We start from the raw sequence: 20,519 nt of genomic DNA, 5'->3' as shown, positions 1-20,519 counted from the left end.
ACGGTGATATTTGACAGTTTTGCTTGCTTATGATAATATTTAAATAAAGAAAAGCTAGAAAACTTTCAGAGGATATTATGAGTATTGAGATGACTGTTAGTGAGATTGCTGAGGTCTTGGGCTTGTCCCGCCAAGCAATCAATAACCGTGTCAAGGAATTACCTGAAGAAGATACGACTAAAAATGATAAAGGAGTTACTGTGGTAACTCGCAGTGGCTTGATTAAGCTTGAAGAAATCTACAAAAAGACCATTTTTGAAGATGAACCTGTTAGTGATGATGTAAAGCAACGTGAATTGATGGAGATTCTTGTTGATGAAAAGAACGCTGAAATCATCCGTCTTTATGAGCAATTAAAGGCCAAAGACAAACAGTTAGCTGAAAAAGATGAACAGATGCGTGTCAAAGACCGTCAAATCGCAGAAAAAGATAAGCAATTGGATCAACAACAACAGTTAACGCTACAAGCTATGAAGGACCAAGAAACCCTTCAGTTGGAGTTGGATCAGGCTAAGCAAGAAGTACAAGCAACGAAGAAAGGCTTCTTTGCTCGCTTATTTGGAGGATAAGAAAAAACTGCTTGGTTTCTAGATATAACCAAGTAGTTTCTTTTTACACATACAGTAAGGAATGGATAAGATGGAAAAATTAAGAGATTATATTTCATTTGATTTGGAATTTAATAAACACCAAGATAAAACTCACTTGATTCAGGTATCTGCGGTCCGTTTTAAAGATGGTGAAGAAGTAGGAGCATTTGACTCATATGTTCATACCGATGTGCCTTTGAAAAGTTTTATTAATGGTTTAACGGGTATCACGTCTGAAACCTTGAAAGATGCACCGATGGTGGAGGAAGTTCTTAAGAATTTTCAAGACTTTGTGGGTGAGTTACCCCTTGTTGGTTATAATGCAGCCAAGAGTGATTTACCGATTTTGTTGGAGCATGGTTTGGATTATAGTAGCCAATATCTAGTGGATCTCTATGATGAAGCATTTGAGCGACGCAGTTCTGATCTTCATGGTATTGCCAATCTCAAGTTACAAACTGTTGCAAGTTTTCTAGGATTTAAGGGACAATCTCATAACAGTTTAGAGGATGCTCGTATGACTGCGCGTGTTTATGAAGCATTCCTAGAGTCTGACGAAAGTAAAATCTTACTGGACGTCAAGAGTAGTCTTAACTCTAATCCTTTTGGTGGTTTAGATTTATCACAACTGTTTGATTAGGAGCTTTTATGAAACCTGAAAAGCCTAAAAAATTGGGTTTTAAAAAGATTTACCTCAATCTTGATAAAATCCTCTTTCTATTTTTTTTAATATTTATGTTGGTCGACTATATTTGGTTACCTTTGAATTCATTGATAGCGGGTTTTTTGCTAAGTCAGACGGGCTATTTGTTTATTTCTTACAATAACATTTTTGCCATTATCAAAAATGCTCCTATAGTCAGTATTGGCTTCTTAATCTTAATCATTCTTAACCTTTTAGTTGCTTATTTTCAACTCAGTCTTCTCTTTATAGGGGCGCGTCATCTTCTCTATCATGAGAAAAGAACACTGATAGAATACAGTCGTAAGGTCTTTCGTGAGAGTCTTGTCTTTATGAAAGGTCTGACAATTACAAAAGCCTTATTTATCTTCTTCTATGTTGCCATGCTTTTTCCTTTTATCAGGAAGATTTTAAAGATTTATTATTTTAATAAAATCGTAATCCCAGAGTTTATTCAGACCTACATGGAAGATAAATACTGGATGTGGTGGCTAGGTATTATCATCTTGTCAATCCTCTTCCTCTACGTTTCTGTTAAGTTAGTATTTGTTCTTCCAAAAATCTTGTATGACAAGATGACAGTCAAGGAAGCTGTGCTCTATAGTCTTGAAAGAACTAGAAATCAATTCTGGTTTTACGCTTGGCATCTCTTTCTCATTGTTGTCAAAACAAATCTTTTCTTTTACTTGCTTCTAATCCCACTATTGATTGTCCAGTTTTTAGTGGATGGTCTCACACATCGAGAATCTTTGGTTCTTGCTATTTCGAACTATATATTGATTAAAAATATCCACTATATGGCTTTGACTTACTTCTTGGTTAAGTTTACCTCCTTTTTAACTGGTGAGGAGTTGGATATTATGCCAAGACGAAAGAAAGATCATATCATGAGATGGGGTGTAATGGGGTGCGCCAGTGTCTTCTTTGCGATTGAGGGTTATGTTTATCTAGAGGCACCCGTAGTCAATCCTCCACTTGTCATCTCTCACAGAGGTGTTTCTAATGGAAATGGTGTCCAAAATACAGTTGAATCCTTAGAAAAAACAGCTCAGTTAAAACCAGATTTAGTTGAGATGGATGTACAAGAAACCAAGGATGGTCAGTTTGTCATGATGCATGATGCTAACCTAAAAAGTTTAGCGGGATTAAATGTAACACCACAAGACTTAACTTTAGATGAGTTGAAGCAATTAGATATTTATGAAAATGGTTATCAGACCAAAATATCCAGCTTTGATGATTATATAAATCGTGCCAATGACCTTCATCAGAAATTGCTGATCGAAATTAAAACGAGTCGAAAAGATAGTGCTCAAATGATGGATCATTTTCTAGATCAATATGGGGCAAAGATCAAAGTCTATGGGCATCAGATGCAATCTTTGGATTATCATGTTATTGAAAAAGTAACTCAGTATGATAAGGAAATTCCGGTCTATTTCATTCTGCCCTACAATTCCGTTTTTCCAAGAACGAATGCTACAGGTTATACCATGGAATATTCTACCTTAGATGAATATTTTGTAACCAAGCTTTGGAATACAAAACAAAAACTCTATGTATGGACAATCAATAGTTCGGAATCCTTTGATAAGTCCCTACGTTTGGGAGTTGATGGTATGATAACAGATGATCTAGAAAGAATTAAAGAAGAGCTTGAAACCGCTCAGGAAGATCCTGAATATACGGACTTGCTTCTCAAGAAAGCAGCAGAAATATTTACTTTCTAGGTAAGACAAAAGAGGCTGAATTGAACATCGGCCTCTTTTTATGCTATTAGAATGGTAATTTACCAGCAAAAGCACCTAGTTTCTTTTTAGTTGCTTCATCAATTTGTTCAAGAGCAGCATTGACTGCTTGAACAGTCATATCTGAAAGAGTTTCAATATCTTCTGGGTCAACAACCGCTGGATTGAAATCAATTTTTGTAACTTTCTTGTCTCCTGTTAGTGTGGCAGTTACAAGGTTTTGGGCAGAAGTTCCAACAAATTCTGTAGCAGCAAGTTCAGCTTGACTTTGCTCCATTTGTTTTTGAAGTTTTTGAGCTTGACGCATCATGTTTTGCATATTCATCATGGTGGTATATAGCTTCCTTTTCTTTTATTTTCCCTATTATTTTAACAATTTTAACTAGAAAAGTCTATTCTAATTTTAAAGGAGCGAACATTAAATTTTCTGACAATTTATTAAATAATTAGAAAAACTATGATATAATAAATTTTAAAAATGGGATTTCCATGATTTAATAGGAGCGTTATATGAAAAAACTTGGTTTTATCCTTTTATCTTCGGCTTTATTATTAACGGCTTGTGCGGCACAGACTGAAAAACAGACCTCGACAAGTAATTCCTCTCAGGTTACAAAATTATCAGAAGATAACCAAAAATTATTGGATAAGGCAACTAGTGACTACAAAACCTTTGTAGAAGAACAGATTGATAAACTTTTAACAGATACAGAAGGTTTTGTTAAACTTTTGAAGGATGGTAAGCTAGAAGAAGCTAAGAAGGCATACCCTTTAATCCGTATGTCCTATGAACGTTCAGAGCCGATTGCAGAGAGCTTCGGAGAATCTGATGTGAAGATTGATTTTCGATTAGCAGACTACTTAGATGAAAACAAGACTGAAGAAGGTTGGTCTGGTTTCCACCGTATCGAGCGCATTCTTTGGGAGGAAAACACAACCAAAGGAACTGAGTCTTATGGTGACCAACTGGTAAATGACATCAAGGAATTAAAGGCTAAGATTGCGACTGTAGATGTTGATTACAAGATTATGCTAACTGGCGCTGTTGACCTTCTTAATGAAGTAGCGACAAGTAAGATTACTGGTGAAGAGGAGATTTATTCTCATACAGATTTGTATGATTTCCGTGCCAATATCCAAGGTGCTGAGAAGATTTTCCAGCTATTTAAACCCTTGCTTGAAAAATCAGATGCAGCTCTGGTTAAAGAGTTAGAAGAAGATTTCAAATCTGTCAATAGTTTGTTAGACAAACACATGACGGACAAGGAACACTATAAGCTCTATACAGACTTAACGAAAGAGGATACCAAGGAATTGTCTGAAGCAGTCACAAAACTTGGTGAACCATTATCACAAATGGGTAAATTTCTTGGTGGAGAATAAGTAATATGACAAACAAAGGCGAAAAATTTTTTGAACAAAAAATGGACCGTCGAGAATTTCTAAAAAAAGCAGGTATCGGAGGTGCCGGTCTCGCACTTGGGCTCTCTGGTGCTTCTGCTTTTTTCGCACCTAAGCTTGATGGTCAGGAGAAAATCTCGTACGGGGATGAAAAAATAGCCTTCTATGGCAAGCACCAAGCTGGCATTACAACTGTCATGCAGAAAAACATTTATTTTGTGGTTTTAGATTTGCATACAACTGACAAAGAGAAAATCATCCAGTTATTTAAGGATTGGACGGATTATAGTGCCAAACTTGTAGAGGGAGAATTGGTTAAAAAAGATGGTAACAATAGCCTCTTGCCTCCGAGTGATACTGGAGAAACAGTTGGGCTTAATCCTCATCGTTTGACCCTGACTTTTGGAATTTCGGCTAGTTTCCTAGAAAAAATGAAACTAGAGAATAAACGTCCAAAACTTTTTAGAGATTTACCTCCATTTCCAAAGGAACAATTACGAGAAAAGTACACGGGAGGAGATATTGTCATTCAAGCATGTGCAGATGACGAGCAAGTTGCCTTTCATGCCGTTCGCAACCTTATCCGAAAAGGAAGAAATGCAGTTACTCTTCGTTGGAGTCAATCAGGTTTTGCAGCTATCGGCAATCGTATGGAAACTCCTCGGAATCTCTTTGGTTTTAAAGACGGGACTGCTAATGTTACCACTGAGAAAGAATTTGATCAGGTTGTGTGGGCAGATAGTAAGGATTGGATGGAAAATGGTTCCTATATGGCAGTTCGTCGCATCCAGATGTTCCTTGATACTTGGGATCGAACCAATCTGGAGGAGCAAGAAAATACCTTTGGGCGCTATAAGGAAAGTGGAGCTCCTTTTGGTAAGAAGAATGAATTTGATGAGGTGGACTTGAGTCTTCTTCCTGATGATTCTCATGTTCGCTTAGCAAAAGAAGTGGACAAACCTCTCCTGCGTCGCTCTTATTCTTATTCTGATGGCATAGATGAAAAGACTGGTCAGTTTGACACTGGTTTGCTCTTTATCTCCTTCCAAAAGGATCCAGATAACTTTGTTAAGGTGCAGACCAATCTAGGTGCTACGGATAAAATGAATGAGTACGTTACCCATATAGGCAGTGGTCTTTTTGCCTGCTTTGGTGGAGTAGAGAAGGGAGGTTACATTGGGCAGAAATTATTGGAATCCTAAAAGTATTATCCTCCTATGTGCTTGTTTCTTTCTGTTGATTTTTCCGGTAGGAGCTAAGGAAAATTTGAGTTCCTACTTTGTGAAAATAACTGATGCAACTAAAGCTGTCAAAGAAGGCAAACAAGATCAGGCTAGAAAACTAATCGATGAAATGACCAAAGATTTCGAGAAAGTTGAGAATTCTGACTCTGAAGCTGGACGTAAAGTTCAAGAAAAGTTAGCCTTAACTGGTGATATTACCGAAGACCAGCTAACTCAGATTTCTTTAGCCCTTTTGACATTCGAGAAAGAGCAAAATCCAGTCGACCTTGATGCAGAAAAAGAGAAACTTGTTTCACGATTAGAACCTCGTTTTGAAGCCTTAGACAAGGCAATCGCTTCTCAAGATCTGGAAGCAGTAAGAGAAGCCTATAAAAAAATGAATTCAACCTGGACCATCAATGAAGCAGTGGTTCGCGACCATAGTACAGCTCATTATGGGCAAGTAGAAACAGCAATTTCCTTCTTGCGTAGTAGCATTGAGACTGAACCAACGAACTTTGATACTATTCAGGCATCGTTTGATGATTTGAAAAAAGCCATTTCTAACTTTGTTGAAGGAAAAGATGTTGCGGCGACATCATCCAACCTGACACTGAAGGATGGGATAGATCTTTTAAAGAAGGTTTTGACCCAATTTCAAGCTGGTCAAGATAGTGATGCAGCTGCGACGATGAAGGAGTTTATTACTATTTGGCCCACCATCGAGGGTTCTGTAAGTACAACCAATCCTTCGCTTTATACCAAGGTTGAAAGTGAAAGTCCTGTCATCATGGTTAAGGGAAAGGAAAGTGAATATCAAGAAAAGCTTTCTAGCTTGATTGCAGAGCTATCTCAAATTGATACTAGCGCTTCCTATAATGTATTTGACGCCATGCTCATCTTGCTCCGAGAAGGTGTAGAAGCACTCTTGATTGTCATGGCGCTTGTGACAACTTTGAAAGCTGGTAAGATGAGAAAGGGCCTCAAGTGGGTCTATGGTGGTGCATTTGCGGGTATAGTGGCTAGTCTTTTAATTGCCTATATCCTACAGATTGCCTTTCCAGCAGTTACCTCAGGAACTAACCGTGAAATCATCGAAGGTGCAGTCGGGATTTTTGCGGTTATCATGATGATTTTAATAGGTATTTGGCTTCATAGCAAATCTTCTGTAAAAAAATGGAATGCTTTTATGGAATCGCAGATGCAAACTGTCACGAAAACAGGTTCTTTCCTTTCTATGTTTGCTCTGAGTTTTCTAGCTGTATTCCGAGAAGGTGCTGAGACGATTTTATTCTATGTGGGGATTCTGCCAAGGATTTCTAGTTTTGATTTTGTCCTTGGAATTTCTCTGGCCCTCTCAGTTTTAGTCGTGATTGCCTTTGTGATGAACAAGGCCAGTCAATTTTTCCTGCCTCATAAGGTTTTCTTTATCCTGACTTGGATGATTTATGCCTTAGCCTTTAAGATGACGGGAGTCAGTATCCATGCCTTACAGTTGACAAATATGATTCCAAACCATCTGATCTCAGGAATACCAAGTATTGATATATTGGGAATTTACCCTAGTTGGGAAGGGTTAGCAGGTCAGATTCTCTTTATCCTCATAGTTTTTCTAATTACCATTAGACAGGGTGAAAAGTGATGGATCAAAAGGAATTGACAATTATTGAACATTTGGTAGAATTTAGAAAGAGATTGCTAGCAGTAGTTGTTTGCTTCTTTCTAGTATTCTGCCTTTCACTATTATTTGCCGATCAGGTTTATCAGTATATCACACAAGGTTTTAGTCAGAAGTTAATCGTCTTGGGGCCGAATGATATTTTATGGATTTATCTCCGTTTAGCAAGTTTAATGGCCTTTAGCCTTACCTTACCTTTTACGGTCTATCAAGTCTGGAGTTTTGTTCGACCAGCCCTTAAAACTGAAGAAGCAGGAGCGATTTTTGCTTATATCCCTGCAACTTTCCTTTGTTTTATCTTGGGATTAGCCTTTGGCTTTTATTTTGTAACACCAGCTATACTTCAGGTCTTACTGGGACTAGGTGAAAACTTATTTGAGACGCAACTGACAGCACAAAATTATCTAGCCTTTGTCTTTCAAACAACTGTACCACTAGCGTTTATCTTTGAATTGCCAGTTATCATTGCTTTTTTTACCTCAATTGGTTTGATTGGACCTGGCCTACTCATTTCTTATAGACGTTATGCCTACTTCATTTTATTGGTATTGGCAGTTATATTGACGCCGGCCGATTTTATTAGCGATTTAGCGATGACTGTTCCCCTAATCCTTTTGTATGAGGTTAGTATCGCTATTAGTAAATGGATAATTAAGAGAAAAAGGAAAGGAGAAAAAGATGGGAATCTTACGTGATATTGGTGCACCGGGCTTGATAGTCATTGTCCTTGGAGCATTGTTGATTTTTGGACCAAAACGCTTACCAGAGTTAGGCGAGTCAGTAGGAAAAATGCTTGCCGAGTTTAAGAAAGCCGTTAAGGGCATCGGTGAGCAAGAAGAAAAATAAACGAAAAATGATTGAATAGAGTTGAGAATTGTTGGATTGGAATTATCTCTGGCTACAATCTCAACTTTTTTATTTAGTTTAAGGTTTTTTTAAGTTTTCTATAATATTCTGAAGAACTCTATATTTGTTGAAAATAGAGTTGAGATTTTTTTATCATTCAAGTTACTTTCCCTAATGGTATGCCTAGGCTCTTTCTGACTAGAGAATTCTAGTATTTATTTCGAGAAAGGGCTAGGTTGTGATATAATGGTAAAGAATGAGTTTTTTAGAACAGACTAAAGGAGTATTAAAATGATCTACGCTGGAATTTTAGCAGGTGGAACCGGCACGCGCATGGGGATTAGTAATTTACCAAAACAATGCTTAAAGCTAGAAGAACCAGTCAGAGAAATCAAAGATATTCACCGAGTTTTTGCAACTGACTTAAATACCGCATTTAAGACAGTCTTTAAGTGGGAAGTCTAATGGAGGATGATTGTGGAAAAAAACATTAAGGAAAAACTTACCTCTTTACTATCAACTGATGAAGATATTCTGAGCGTTGAACAATTAGGTGGTATGACTAATCAAAACTACCTGGTCAAAACAAGCTCAAACCAGTATATCGTTAAGTTTTTTGGAAAAGGTACAGATAAATTAATCGACCGCCAGAATGAGAAGTTCAATCTTGAATTGTTGAAAGATTTGAAATTAGATGTAGAAAATTATCTTTTCGATATTGAAGCAGGAATTAAGGTTAATCAATACATTGAAAATGCTGAAACGCTTAACTCAAATACCATTAAAACTAAATTTGAAAAGATTGCACCAATTCTACAAACGGTTCATGCTTCGGGTAAGGAATTAAAAGGGGAGTTTGCTCCTTTTGAGGAAATCAAAAAATATGAATCTTTGATTCAAGGGGAAATTTCCTATCCGAACTATGAAGCTGTCAGAAAGTCAGTATTCTCACTGAAAGATCAACTTGAAGAAATTGGAATTGATAAAAAATCATGTCATATTGATTTAGTTCCAGAAAACTTTATTGAAGGACCAGATGGGCATCTATATCTGATTGATTGGGAATATTCTTCCATGAACGACCCTATGTGGGATTTGGCAGCTCTCTTTCTAGAATCTGAATTTACACCGGAGGAAGAGGAAGAATTTCTAGCTTATTACGAGAGTGACAAGACTCCTGTTTCGAGAGAGAAAATTCGTATCTACAAAATCTTGCAAGATGCTATTTGGAGTCTTTGGACTATTTACAAGGAAGAAAATGGCGCAGATTTTGGAGATTATGGTGTGACTCGTTATCAACGAGCTGTTAAAGGTTTGACATATTATGGAGGTTCAGATGAAAAATAAAAATGGAGTTTCCTTCGGTCTACTCTCAGGTGTTTTCTGGGGATTAGGGCTAACCATTAGTGCCTATATCTTCTCTATATTTACGGATCTATCACCTTTTGTAGTAGCAGCAGCGCACGACTTTCTTAGTATTTTTATCTTGCTAGGATATCTTTTAGTTAAAGAAGGTAAAGTACGTCTTTCAATCTTCTTGAACATTCGAAATGTTAGTGTCATTATTGGAGCACTATTAGCTGGGCCGATTGGTATGCAGGCCAATCTCTATGCGGTTAAGTATATTGGTAGCTCTTTGGCATCTTCGGTTTCAGCAATTTATCCTGCAGTTTCTGTCCTTCTTGCCTTCTTTATTCTAAAGCACAAGGTTTCTAAGAATACAGTATTTGGAATTTTACTAATCATTGCAGGGATTATTGCTCAGACCTACAAGGTTGAACAAGTCAATTCCTTCTATATCGGAATTCTTTGTGCATTAGTTTGTGCCATCGCCTGGGGAAGTGAAAGTGTTCTAAGCTCTTTTGCAATGGAAAGTGAACTCAGTGAACTCGAAGCACTCTTGATACGACAAGTCACATCTTTCTTGTCCTATCTCGTTATCGTTCTCTTCTCGCATCATTCATTTGCAGAAGTGGCAAATGGACAATTGCTTGGTTTGATGATAGTCTTTGCAGCATCTAATATGATTTCGTATTTAGCTTACTACATTGCTATCAATCGTTTACAACCTGCAAAAGCAACAGGCCTAAATGTGAGTTATGTAGTATGGACTGTTTTGTTTGCAGCAATCTTTTTGGGCTCGCCCCTTAATTTACTGACCATCATTACTTCACTTATCGTAATGGCTGGTGTTTACATTATTATTAAAGAATAAAGGAGAAAGCGCGTGAAAGCGATCATCTTAGCAGCAGGTTTGGGAACTCGTTTGAGACCCATGACAGAAAATACTCCCAAAGCCTTGGTTCAAGTTAACCAAAAACCTTTGGTTGAATATCAAATTGAATTTTTAAAAGAGCGTGGAATCGATGATATCATCATCGTAGTTGGTTATTTGAAAGAACAGTTCGACTATCTTAAAGAAAAGTACGGTGTTCGTTTGGTCTTCAACGATAAGTATGCTGATTACAATAATTTTTACTCACTTTACTTGGTAAAAGAAGAGTTGGCTAACAGCTACGTTATCGATGCGGATAACTATCTTTTCAAAAATATGTTCCGCAATGACCTCGAGCGTTCAACATACTTCAGCGTTTATCGTGAAGACTGTGATAATGAGTGGTTCCTAGTTTACGGAGAAGATTACAAAGTTCAAGATATCATCGTCGATAGTAAGAATGGTCGCATCCTGAGTGGAGTTTCATTCTGGGACGCTCCAACAGCTGAGAAAATTGTTGGGTTTATCGACAAAGCCTATGCAAGCGGCGAATTTGTAGATCTATACTGGGACAACATGGTTAAAGATAATATCAAAGAACTGGATGTTTACGTAGAGGAATTGGAAGAAAACTCTATCTACGAAATCGACAGTGTCAAAGATTATCAAAAATTGGAGAAGATTCTCTCTTCACAAAAATAAGTAAACTAAAATACGTCAGACGCCTTACCTATTTTTGCTTGACTTTTTAGGGTTGTTACAGTATACTAGTAAAAATTAACCTTTAAGGGAAGTCCAGAGAGGCTCACAAGGTGTCAGATAGAAAATAGATTACACAAACTTCGAATAAACACAGTTTATTTGATTCTTTTCTGTAAGTATCTTACTGAAACCTTGCGATTGCAAGGTTTTTCTTTTTCTGAACCCCTTAAAATTTAAGGAGGAAAAGTTATGAATCCAAATTGTAAAAAACGCATGGGTGCTATTCGCTTGGAAACCATGAAAGTAGTGTCCCAAAAGGAAATCGCACCAGCAATCTTTGAACTAGTACTTCAAGGAGAAATGGTTGAAGCGATGAAAGCAGGGCAATTTCTTCATTTGCGTGTACCTGATGATGCCCATCTCTTACGTCGTCCAATTTCAATCTCGTCTATAGATAAGGCTAATAAACGATGCCATCTTATTTATCGTATCGAAGGTTCTGGTACGGCAATTTTTTCAACCTTAAAAACAGGCGATAGCTTAGATGTTATGGGACCTCAAGGAAATGGCTTTGATTTATCTGATTTAGACAAGCAGAGTCGTGTTCTCTTAGTTGGTGGCGGTATTGGTGTTCCACCCTTACTTGAAGTAGCTAAACAATTAGATGAGCGTGGTGTAGATGTCACAACGGTTCTAGGATTTGCGACCAAAGATGCAGTTATTTTGGAAGATGAATTATCCCAATACAGCAAAGTCCTTGTAACGACTGATGATGGTTCTTATAGAACCCAAGGAAATGTATCAGTTGTGATTAAAGAATTGGATAGTGAATTTGATGCCATCTACTCATGTGGGGCACCTGGTATGATGAAATACATCAATCAAACCTTTTATGAGCATCCAAGAGCTTATCTATCTTTAGAATCGCGTATGGCTTGTGGTATGGGAGCCTGTTATGCTTGCGTCTTAAAAGTACCAGATAGTGAAACAGTTAGTCAACGTGTCTGTGAAGATGGGCCTGTATTTAAAACAGGAACAGTTGTTTTATAAGGAGAGTATCATGACTACAAATCGATTACAAGTTTCTCTACCAGGCTTAGAATTAAAGAATCCTATCATTCCTGCTTCAGGCTGTTTTGGTTTCGGACAAGAGTATGCCAAATACTATGATTTGGCCCTCTTGGGTTCTATCATGATTAAGGCTACAACACTTGAACCACGCTTTGGTAATCCTACTCCACGAGTGGCAGAAACACCTGCAGGTATGCTCAACGCTATTGGTTTACAAAATCCAGGTTTAAAGGTCGTTCTCTCTGAGAAACTACCTTGGCTTCAAAGAGAATACCCAAATCTCCCTATTATTGCCAATGTTGCTGGCTTTTCAAAACAGGAGTATGCAGCAGTTTCTCATGGTATTTCCAAGGCAAATAATGTAAAAGCCATCGAGCTCAATATCTCTTGTCCTAACGTCGATCATGGAAATCATGGACTTTTAATTGGACAAGATCCTGAGTTAACCTATGATGTGGTGAAGGCTGCCGTAGAAGCATCAGATATGCCCGTTTACGTCAAATTAACCCCTAGTGTGACTGATATCGTGACTATTGCAAAAGCAGCAGAAGATGCTGGTGCTAGTGGTTTAACCATGATTAATACACTTGTAGGTATGCGTTTTGATCTTAAAACCAGAAAACCAATTATAGCTAATGGAACTGGTGGGATGTCGGGTCCTGCAATTTTTCCAGTAGCTCTCAAATTGATTCGTCAAGTAGCTCAAACAACTAAGCTTCCAATTATCGGTATGGGGGGAGTGGATTCAGCTGAAGCGGCCTTAGAAATGTATCTGGCTGGTGCCTCAGCAATCGGTGTCGGAACAGCCAACTTTACGAATCCCTATGCTTGTCCAGATATTATCGAAAATCTACCAACAGTCATGGATAAGTACGGGATCGAAAGTCTAGAAATATTGCGAAAAGAAGTCAGAGAAAGTTTGCTCTAAGTTTTATGTCCTGAATTCAGTCTAAATTGTTTTGAAAGCGCCATTTTTTTGGTATAATAAATACTATGATTATTACAGTACCTATTAAAACAGAAAAAGATATTGCAACACCAGGACCAAACGTCCTTGTACTTGGTTATTTTGATGGAGTTCATCTCGGCCATCAAAAATTATTTGAAATAGCTTCTAACATTGCTGCTGAAAAGCGCCAGGGAGTAGCTCTAGTAACTTTTAACGAATCACCAAAACTAACTCTGAATCAATACTCACCTGAACACTTATTGCATATTTTGAATGCTAGTGAACGTGAACGTAGATTGAAGCGAGCTGGAGTTGAGAGCTTGTATTTGATGGATTTCACTAGTCGAGTAGCAAATATGACTGCCCAAGAATTCATTGATACCTATGTCAAGGAAGCAAAGGCAGATACGATTGTAGTTGGTTTTGACTATACTCTTGGTTCAGATAGAAAAACAGCTGAGGATTTAAAAGAACTTTTCCATGGTGAAGTAGTTGTTGTTCCACCAGTTGAGGATGAAAAGGGGAAAATTAGTTCAACGCGCATTCGCCAAGCCATTCTAGAAGGAGATGTAAAAGAAGCAGGCAAACTTTTGGGATTCCCTTTACCAACGAGAGGTGTAGTGGTTCACGGAAATGCTCGAGGTCGAACTATTGGCTTCCCGACAGCTAATCTAGTCAACTTGGATCGGACATATATGCCAGCTGATGGTGTTTATGCTGTTGACGTTGAAATTCAAAGAAAAGTCTATCGTGGTATGGCGAGTCTAGGTAAAAATGAAACCTTTGATGGCGAAGAAGAGCGTTTTGAAGTTCATATCTTTGATTTTTCCGACGATATCTATGGGGAAACTGTCATCGTTTCCTGGTTGGACCGTATCCGTGATATGGTAAAATTTGATAGCGTTGATCAATTAGTTAAGCAACTAGAAGAAGATGAAAAGACAGCTAGAAAATAAAATCAAAAAATAGTAGAGTTTGGGATTTTCTCAAACTCTTTTTTTATTTGTATTTTTAGCTTAAGTTTTGGGAATCATCATAACTATTATAGTAGGCTAAATAAAGAATAGTTCATTTCGACTTCTAAAACATTGCTAGGAATTGATTTGACTCCCCTAATCAATTTGTCCAGATTTTATTTCATTTCACTATAGAGAAAATTTGAAATATCAACTTGTGAACATCATCGTATTTTTGGATTATAGAATAAATAAATGATATGTTCTTTTTATACCAAGCTATAGAAATTATAAAATCTATCTAAAACGAGTTTTAAGAAATATTTTCTATAATCAAGACCGCGAATAAGTTTCATGAGAAAGAGAAAAGTGCTAGTTATTATATAAAAATACTAATTGGCGTATTGGAGATCTTTTTTGAACTGTGAAAATCAGTCTTTTTTAGTAATTAACGGTTATCATTGCTAGAAATTATCAATAAAAAGTGGTACAATAGGAGGTAGCATCAATTTTTAAAATTGATAGAAAAACGAAAGGTGTTTACATGTTTTTTAAAAGAAATGAAGGTCAATTTAGAGAGACAGACCGTGTTACAAGATTTAAGTTAATCAAGTCTGGTAAGCACTGGTTACGTGCCTCTACTTCCCTTTTTGGTTTGTTTAAAGTCATTCGTGGTGGAGTCGATACTGCTCAAGTATCAACAGAAGTCGTCTAAGAGCGTTCTTCTACCCCATTGACTGGAATTGATGTCCTTAAGGGAATAGTAGCAGCTGGTTCAGTTATCGGTGGTGGGGCTGTTGTTCAAACTCAAGTCCATGCCAATGAACAAACTGCAGTTGAAAAAGTTATCGAAACAGAGGATACACTTGTCACTGCAGATAAAGTTGTTCTAGGAACAGTAGGGAAAGAAAATCAAGAAACTCCAGCTTCAGATGTGGCTTCTCAGTCTATTAGCGAGAGTGTTTCAGTCTCTGAAAGTCAATCATTATCAGAGTCCGTGTCATCATCAGTGTCTGCAAGTACATCTGCATCAGAGTCAACCTCAACTTCAGCATCTACCTCAACTTCAACCAGTACCTCTGAGTCACTTACAAGATCAGAAAGCCTCTCAGAAACGAGTTCTACTAGTTCTGTAGTCACAAACTCAACAAGTAAGGGTTCTACTGGTGAAACTTCTAAGGTAGAAGAAGTAGTAGCGAATAAAGATGATGCTACAATTACATACAAGTCAACTCCAGCTAACTTGAATACTGCTTCAGTAAGCGCAGGTGTTTCTGATAAAGTCAATGGCAACACTGCTGATATGTTAACAACAGCAGCGACAGGGTTAGTAACTGCGACTGAAACTGACAAAAAACGTGCAGAGCAGGAGAAAAAACTCAAGAGTCTTTCAGATGAGATTGGAACCTATCTCGGTCGTCTGGGAAATCGTGAGGGTGCTGAAAGTGCGCTTCTAAAAGGAAATGCTACGATTGAAGCAATTCAAAATGCTTTGACAGATCCTAACGCTGACCTTAATACTCTTATCTCTGAGGCTACTAGAACACGTAATAGTGTGGTCAACACAGTTCTTCGTGCAAGCTCTGGAGCGCGTGACTACCGTAATGGTCAAGCTTTGACTTCTTCAAATGACTTTCATATTCCATTTAATACAAATGCTTCTTTGGGAAATGCAAGCTATGATTCTAAGGCGCATTTGATTGTAACCAATAAGAACCAAGCAAACTACTTTAAAACATCAGGGACTGCAAATCTAAGTGGTGGTACAGTAACCTTGACACAAAATACAGGTGGGCAAGCCGGTTCCTATACCTTGAAAACCAAAATTGATATGACTGAGAGCTTCACCCTAACAGGTAAGATCAATCTTGGAAATGCATATGAAGGGTTTAAACCAGGACATGCAGGTGGTGACGGGATTGCAGCGGTGTTTTCAACTGGGGAACCTGGTGTTATAGGAAATGCTAATGGAAACGGTTCTGGGGCCTCTCTTGGTATGGGAGGAAATAATCTCAAAGGTTCTTTCGGTTTCAAACTAGATACTTGGCACAATACTAGTGCGCCAGATACCCACAATATGGCTTCAGCAGATCCCTCACGTGTTGGTGGTGGCGGAGCATTCGGAGGATTTATTTATAGTTATAATGGGACGAAATATATTAATGCACAAGGACGAGTGTATCCTGTTATTTCAACTTTTTCTAAACTTCAAACGAATCCAACAAATAATTCTTTCCAAAATTACACTGTAAATTATAATGGTAATACTAAAGTTATGACCGTAAATTATGCTGGTCAGACTTGGTCTTATAATTTAGCGAATCAGAAAATTGGTCAACAAAGTGATTATCTGGTTGATGATAAAGTTAGAAATACAAATGTTCTTTGGAACGATACAAAGAATATGACACTGTTGTCAAATGCAGGAAATCCTAGTGAATTAGCATTGGCTCTCTTCGCTTCGACAGGCTCTGGAACCAACTTGCAACAATTTAGACTAGAAAAATTTGATTATTCAGCTCGTGGTGCCTATGTTACAGTTCATTTCATCGATGCAGATACTGGAGAGGAAATCCCTGGTAAGGATGAGGTGTTTATCCAACAACTTCCAGGAACAACTGTAGATCTTTCACAATATTTGAACATTGATGGTTATCAGTTGAAGGCAACTAACGTTGCAACTGCCAAAGGATATGTATCAGGCAATACTGTCAGAGTTCTTGAAGGGAAACAAGGTATTACCTATGCCTTCCATAAACTCAAACAAAATGAACTATATAATGCTACAACTAAAGTTCCAACTGTCTATACTTTGCAAGGGGAAGCTGCGACAGATCTTGCTAATGTAAATAACTTTGTCACTGTTGATCCTGTTGATAGTTCAACACCAGCTGTCACTGGACATAGCATTTCTTGGGTAACGCCAATCTCTACTAGTGCAAGTGGGGCTCAATCAGCTCTAGCACGTGTTACCTATTCTGATAATTCGACAACGGATGTAACCATCAACTATACGGTCTATCCGAAAGTTGAAACCAAAACAAACAATGGTGTGAAAGGTCAATTTTATGCCTTTAAAGCAGTTCCAGGTAGTGATAGAACTGTTGGAGGAAGCTATGCCAATAATATTGGTGGCTATTCAAACCTCTATATCAATAGTAGTGACCTTCCATCAGGTACTACATTCTCTTATGAATATCGCCTGAATAACAATCCAAGTGCCACATTGAGTAAACAAGATGGCTCACCTGAATTTAGTAGCGTATGGCATACAACAGGAACTAATCCTGTGTCGCACCGTACAACTTACACAGTAAGAGCTACCTATCCAAATGGACGTTTTGGTACTGTATCATCTAGCAATGCAGCCCTAACAAGTGAAACTAGCTTTGACTATACTGTAGTTGATCCGGTAGCAAAACAAGAGTATGTTACTACAGTTGGTGATAAGGCTTCATTAGCGGATATTATTGCCAATCCAAGTAATGCTATTAAGAATTCTGATGCTGGAGTTGCGATACCTGCAGGTACAACATTCAGTTGGGAACAAACTCCTGACGACGCCATGGTTGCTAATCCAGGATTCTACACAAGAAAAGTAAGAGTGACCTTACCGCAAGGTTCTACTGATGCAGCAAGAAACAGCACATCTGTTCCAGTTATCTTCAAGGTCAATCCACAAGCACCACAAATCGCAGATAATCAGGTTACTAACACAGGTGGTCTTCCAAATAGAGGAATCACAGTCACCAATGTGACGCCGGGTGCACTTGTTACCCTGACATTAAACGGACATACATTCCCTAAGACAGCGGGGAATAATGACACAAGCGTAACATTTACTGCGACAGATTTGAAGGCTGCCTATGATGGAAACAACGGTCTCCTTCCAACAGGTGACGTAACTGTTAAACAAAGTAAGGTTTTCCAAAATCCTGGTACTAGTGTAAATGAAACCTTGGAATCAGCTACAACGACTAAAACTATTACCAAGGAAACTGTAGCACCTGAAGTAACTTTTGAACTTTATGTCAAGAACGACAAGACTGGCCTATGGGAAAAACAATCGATCAAGAATAATGTTCGTCCAGGAGTCAGTGGTTACGAAGTATTCGCAGGCGACAAGATTAAAGTTGTTTTAACTGCTAAAGATAATAGTGGTAAGATTAAAACTCTGAAATTAAACGATGGTACTTCAGATATCAGTCGTATCTTCCAAGATGGTTATTCTTCAGATGATGCAGCGCCAGGCATTAAGGACACCACTACTGAAGCTTCAGCAACAAATCCAAAAGTATTAGAGTACACTGCTACTTACGGAGAAAATGTCCAATATAAAGATGGAAATAAATGAAAAATTCCCAGGAGCTCAACCTACTAACGCCATTGCAGTTGCCAATCCAAATGCGTTGACCGATGATGAACGCACCAAGATTCTTGATGCAGTGAAAACTGCAAATCCTCAGGTAGCCAACCGCATTAGCGATTATAGTATTGCTACCGATGGTACTGTAACGATTACCTACAAAGATGGCACAACGAACGATGTGACTATTAAGGTAATTCCACAGGCACCAGTTATCTCAGTTGCTTCTACTAATGAAACTGGTGGCTTGCCAAATCGTTCGATTGTTGTGACCAATGTCACACCTGGAGCTCTTGTAACCTTGACTTTAGCAGGGCATACGTTCGAGAAGAGAGCTAAAGATAATGAAACAAGCGTTACTTTTGAACCTGCAGAAGATCTGAAAAAGGCTTACGACGGTAACAATGGTCTCCTTCCGACTGGAGATGTAACAGCTAAGCAGACAGTTGCTGGTCTCGATTCAGAAGTAACGACAAGTAAGATTACTCCTGAACGTGTGAACCCAACAATTACCTATACTGTCAAAGTTAATGGTCAAGAACCTAAGAGAGATAGCAATGGTCGTTATCTGTTCTATGCTGGAGATACTATCCAGATTACCTATACAGGTAAAGATAATAGTGGTAAATTAGTCACACTGAAGGTCTCTGGTAATAGAAAAGACTTGACAGACTTCTTCGAAAATAGACCTGAATGGGGAACTGGTCCTATCACAAATATTATCAATACCTTAACAAATGATGACCAAACTACCTTCACCATTAATGCGGTTACTAACAAAGACCTTGCTTGGAGGTCAGGAAATACCTGGGGACGTTGGCTCAATGCTACAGATCCAAGTGGAAACACTGTTGACGTCGGAGAAATTCGAATTCAACAAGATCAGTTGCAGAACTTGTTTAATAAACCTGCGATTGACTTGACTGAAGTCAAGGATAAAAATCATTTATCAGAATCTGATAAGGACAAAGTTCGCGAAGAAATCAGAAAAGCTCACGATAAAGTGACTCCGAATGGTCGTGATCGTATTTCTAGCATCGATGTAAGTGACAGCGGTGTTGCAACAGTTTATTATAAAGATAATGCTAAAGTAACATCTGGTAATCAACCATATGCACCAACGGTTTATAATCAAAACGAGACTGTTACGGATAACAAATATCGTTCTGAATCAGCGTCAACAAGTGCATCAGTGTCAGCGTCAACTAGCGCATCAGTAAGTGCAATGACTAGCGCAAGTACATCAGCCTCAACAAGTGCAAGTACGTCAGTAAGCACATCTGCTTCAACAAGCGCAAGTACATCTGCTTCAACAAGCGCAAGCACATCAGCAAGTACATCTGTTTCAACAAGTGCAAGTACGTCAGCAAGTACGTCATCGTCAACAAGTGCAAGCACCTCAGCAAGTACATCTGCTTCAACCAGCGCAAGCACATCGGCAAGTACATCCGCTTCAACAAGCACAAGCACGTCCGCTTCAACAAGCACAAGCACGTCCGCTTCAACAAGCACAAGCACGTCCGCTTCAACAAGTGCAAGCACGTCAGCAAGCACGTCCGCTTCAACAAGTGCAAGTACGTCAGCAAGTACATCAGCTTCAACCAGCGCAAGCACGTCAGCAAGTACGTCCGCTTCAACCAGCGCAAGTACATCGGCAAGCACCTCAGCCTCAACAAGTGCAAGCACATCGGCTTCAACAAGTGCATCAACATCAGCATCTGAATCAGCAAGCACAAGCGCGTCAACATCAGCATCTGAGTCAGCCTCAACAAGTGCATCGACATCAGCTTCAACAAGTGCAAGCACAAGCGCATCGACATCAGCATCTGAATCAGCAAGTACAAGCGCGTCAACCTCAGCATCTGAGTCAGCCTCAACAAGTGCAAGCACATCAGCATCTGAATCAGCATCAACAAGTGCAAGCACAAGCGCATCGATATCAGCATCTGAATCAGCGTCAACAAGCGCTTCAACAAGTGCATCGACATCAGCGTCTGAGTCAGCAAGCACATCAGCTTCTGAATCGGCATCAACAAGTGCCTCTGAGTCAGCCTCAACAAGTGCGTCAGAATCAGCAAGCACAAGCGCTTCT

Annotated in this window: 17 protein-coding genes and 2 pseudogenes; 18 read left to right on the top strand and 1 reads right to left on the bottom strand. The window is 38.6% G+C overall.

The genetic code is table 11. The features are described 5' to 3' along the window. Positions 1 to 77 precede the first annotated feature (77 nt). The 3 genes from M1R56_RS01310 to M1R56_RS01300 all read left to right on the top strand — a co-directional run bounded on the left by M1R56_RS01310 (position 78) and on the right by M1R56_RS01300 (position 3,002). The gene (locus M1R56_RS01310; protein WP_049504976.1) at positions 78 to 569 is read left to right on the top strand and encodes a DUF536 domain-containing protein; all 492 of its coding nucleotides are present in this window, start codon (positions 78 to 80) and stop codon (positions 567 to 569) included. Between the two features lie 70 nt (positions 570 to 639). After that, complete coding sequence (locus tag M1R56_RS01305; protein WP_248034317.1) at positions 640 to 1,230, top strand: 3'-5' exonuclease; 591 nt, start codon at positions 640 to 642, stop codon at positions 1,228 to 1,230. 8 nt (positions 1,231 to 1,238) lie between these two features. After that, the gene (locus M1R56_RS01300) at positions 1,239 to 3,002 is read left to right on the top strand and encodes a glycerophosphodiester phosphodiesterase (RefSeq protein ID WP_248034316.1); all 1,764 of its coding nucleotides are present in this window, start codon (positions 1,239 to 1,241) and stop codon (positions 3,000 to 3,002) included. A 46-nt stretch (positions 3,003 to 3,048) separates the two neighbouring features. On the opposite strand, the gene M1R56_RS01295 is transcribed toward M1R56_RS01300, so the two are convergent. Further along, positions 3,049 to 3,348, bottom strand: coding sequence for a YbaB/EbfC family nucleoid-associated protein (locus tag M1R56_RS01295; protein ID WP_000981533.1), 300 nt, complete (start codon positions 3,346 to 3,348; stop codon positions 3,049 to 3,051). Between the two features lie 182 nt (positions 3,349 to 3,530). On the opposite strand from M1R56_RS01295, the gene efeO reads away from it, so the two are divergent. From efeO to M1R56_RS01220, 15 genes and pseudogenes are all read left to right on the top strand, one after another. After that, a complete protein-coding gene (gene efeO, locus M1R56_RS01290) occupies positions 3,531 to 4,403 on the top strand; it encodes an iron uptake system protein EfeO (protein WP_248034315.1) in 873 nt (290 codons plus the stop codon). 5 nt (positions 4,404 to 4,408) lie between these two features. Beyond that, the gene (gene efeB, locus M1R56_RS01285) at positions 4,409 to 5,623 is read left to right on the top strand and encodes an iron uptake transporter deferrochelatase/peroxidase subunit (protein ID WP_248034314.1); all 1,215 of its coding nucleotides are present in this window, start codon (positions 4,409 to 4,411) and stop codon (positions 5,621 to 5,623) included. Further along, complete coding sequence (locus M1R56_RS01280; RefSeq protein ID WP_248034313.1) at positions 5,598 to 7,286, top strand: FTR1 family protein; 1,689 nt, start codon at positions 5,598 to 5,600, stop codon at positions 7,284 to 7,286. The genes efeB and M1R56_RS01280 overlap by 26 nt, the downstream gene beginning before the upstream one ends. Further along, the gene (gene tatC / locus M1R56_RS01275) at positions 7,286 to 8,017 is read left to right on the top strand and encodes a twin-arginine translocase subunit TatC (RefSeq protein ID WP_248034312.1); all 732 of its coding nucleotides are present in this window, start codon (positions 7,286 to 7,288) and stop codon (positions 8,015 to 8,017) included. Before M1R56_RS01280 ends, tatC begins: the two co-directional genes overlap by 1 nt. Next, a complete protein-coding gene (locus M1R56_RS01270; protein WP_000512114.1) occupies positions 8,001 to 8,168 on the top strand; it encodes a twin-arginine translocase TatA/TatE family subunit in 168 nt (55 codons plus the stop codon). Before tatC ends, M1R56_RS01270 begins: the two co-directional genes overlap by 17 nt. 291 nt (positions 8,169 to 8,459) lie before the next feature. Continuing rightward, a pseudogene (locus M1R56_RS01265) lies at positions 8,460 to 8,552 on the top strand (2-C-methyl-D-erythritol 4-phosphate cytidylyltransferase); the annotation flags it as partial. Positions 8,553 to 8,645: 93 nt separating this feature from the next. Next, entirely contained in the window at positions 8,646 to 9,515 is an 870-nt protein-coding gene (locus tag M1R56_RS01260) for a phosphotransferase family protein (RefSeq protein WP_248034311.1), read from the top strand. Then, complete coding sequence (locus tag M1R56_RS01255) at positions 9,505 to 10,383, top strand: DMT family transporter (RefSeq protein ID WP_248034310.1); 879 nt, start codon at positions 9,505 to 9,507, stop codon at positions 10,381 to 10,383. Before M1R56_RS01260 ends, M1R56_RS01255 begins: the two co-directional genes overlap by 11 nt. Before the next feature lie 12 nt (positions 10,384 to 10,395). Then, entirely contained in the window at positions 10,396 to 11,085 is a 690-nt protein-coding gene (locus M1R56_RS01250) for a sugar phosphate nucleotidyltransferase (protein ID WP_248034309.1), read from the top strand. Between the two features lie 249 nt (positions 11,086 to 11,334). Next, complete coding sequence (locus M1R56_RS01245) at positions 11,335 to 12,135, top strand: dihydroorotate dehydrogenase electron transfer subunit (protein ID WP_248034308.1); 801 nt, start codon at positions 11,335 to 11,337, stop codon at positions 12,133 to 12,135. After that, positions 12,098 to 13,084: a dihydroorotate dehydrogenase gene (locus tag M1R56_RS01240; protein ID WP_248034307.1), complete on the top strand. Its 987-nt coding sequence runs from the start codon at positions 12,098 to 12,100 to the stop codon at positions 13,082 to 13,084. Before M1R56_RS01245 ends, M1R56_RS01240 begins: the two co-directional genes overlap by 38 nt. A 65-nt stretch (positions 13,085 to 13,149) precedes the next feature. After that, a complete protein-coding gene (locus M1R56_RS01235) occupies positions 13,150 to 14,061 on the top strand; it encodes a bifunctional riboflavin kinase/FAD synthetase (RefSeq protein WP_248034306.1) in 912 nt (303 codons plus the stop codon). A gap of 544 nt (positions 14,062 to 14,605) precedes the next feature. Continuing rightward, positions 14,606 to 14,776 (top strand): accessory Sec-dependent serine-rich glycoprotein adhesin, encoded by a 171-nt coding sequence (locus M1R56_RS01230; protein WP_248034305.1) that lies wholly within the window; start codon positions 14,606 to 14,608, stop codon positions 14,774 to 14,776. Between the two features lie 18 nt (positions 14,777 to 14,794). Then, positions 14,795 to 18,415 (top strand): Rib/alpha-like domain-containing protein, encoded by a 3,621-nt coding sequence (locus M1R56_RS01225; protein WP_248034304.1) that lies wholly within the window; start codon positions 14,795 to 14,797, stop codon positions 18,413 to 18,415. 37 nt (positions 18,416 to 18,452) lie between these two features. Continuing rightward, a pseudogene (locus M1R56_RS01220) lies at positions 18,453 to 20,519 on the top strand (accessory Sec-dependent LPXTG-anchored adhesin); the annotation flags it as partial.

The organism is Streptococcus sp. oral taxon 431, from assembly GCF_023115445.1.
Lineage (GTDB): Bacteria > Bacillota > Bacilli > Lactobacillales > Streptococcaceae > Streptococcus.
This window is presented reverse-complemented; position numbering and strand designations above follow the sequence as displayed.

Excerpts from the sequence above, each read along its gene's own strand:
- efeB (WP_248034314.1), top strand. The coding sequence starts at position 4,409 with ATGACAAACAAAGGCGAAAAATTTTTTGAACAAAAAATGGACCGTCGA.
- M1R56_RS01295 (WP_000981533.1), bottom strand. The coding sequence starts at position 3,348 with ATGATGAATATGCAAAACATGATGCGTCAAGCTCAAAAACTTCAAAAA.
- M1R56_RS01245 (WP_248034308.1), top strand. The coding sequence starts at position 11,335 with ATGAATCCAAATTGTAAAAAACGCATGGGTGCTATTCGCTTGGAAACC.
- M1R56_RS01300 (WP_248034316.1), top strand. The coding sequence starts at position 1,239 with ATGAAACCTGAAAAGCCTAAAAAATTGGGTTTTAAAAAGATTTACCTC.
- efeO (WP_248034315.1), top strand. The coding sequence starts at position 3,531 with ATGAAAAAACTTGGTTTTATCCTTTTATCTTCGGCTTTATTATTAACG.
- M1R56_RS01305 (WP_248034317.1), top strand. The coding sequence starts at position 640 with ATGGAAAAATTAAGAGATTATATTTCATTTGATTTGGAATTTAATAAA.
- M1R56_RS01240 (WP_248034307.1), top strand. The coding sequence starts at position 12,098 with ATGGGCCTGTATTTAAAACAGGAACAGTTGTTTTATAAGGAGAGTATC.
- M1R56_RS01310 (WP_049504976.1), top strand. The coding sequence starts at position 78 with ATGAGTATTGAGATGACTGTTAGTGAGATTGCTGAGGTCTTGGGCTTG.
- M1R56_RS01270 (WP_000512114.1), top strand. The coding sequence starts at position 8,001 with ATGGGAATCTTACGTGATATTGGTGCACCGGGCTTGATAGTCATTGTC.
- M1R56_RS01235 (WP_248034306.1), top strand. The coding sequence starts at position 13,150 with ATGATTATTACAGTACCTATTAAAACAGAAAAAGATATTGCAACACCA.
- M1R56_RS01230 (WP_248034305.1), top strand. The coding sequence starts at position 14,606 with ATGTTTTTTAAAAGAAATGAAGGTCAATTTAGAGAGACAGACCGTGTT.
- tatC (WP_248034312.1), top strand. The coding sequence starts at position 7,286 with ATGGATCAAAAGGAATTGACAATTATTGAACATTTGGTAGAATTTAGA.
- M1R56_RS01255 (WP_248034310.1), top strand. The coding sequence starts at position 9,505 with ATGAAAAATAAAAATGGAGTTTCCTTCGGTCTACTCTCAGGTGTTTTC.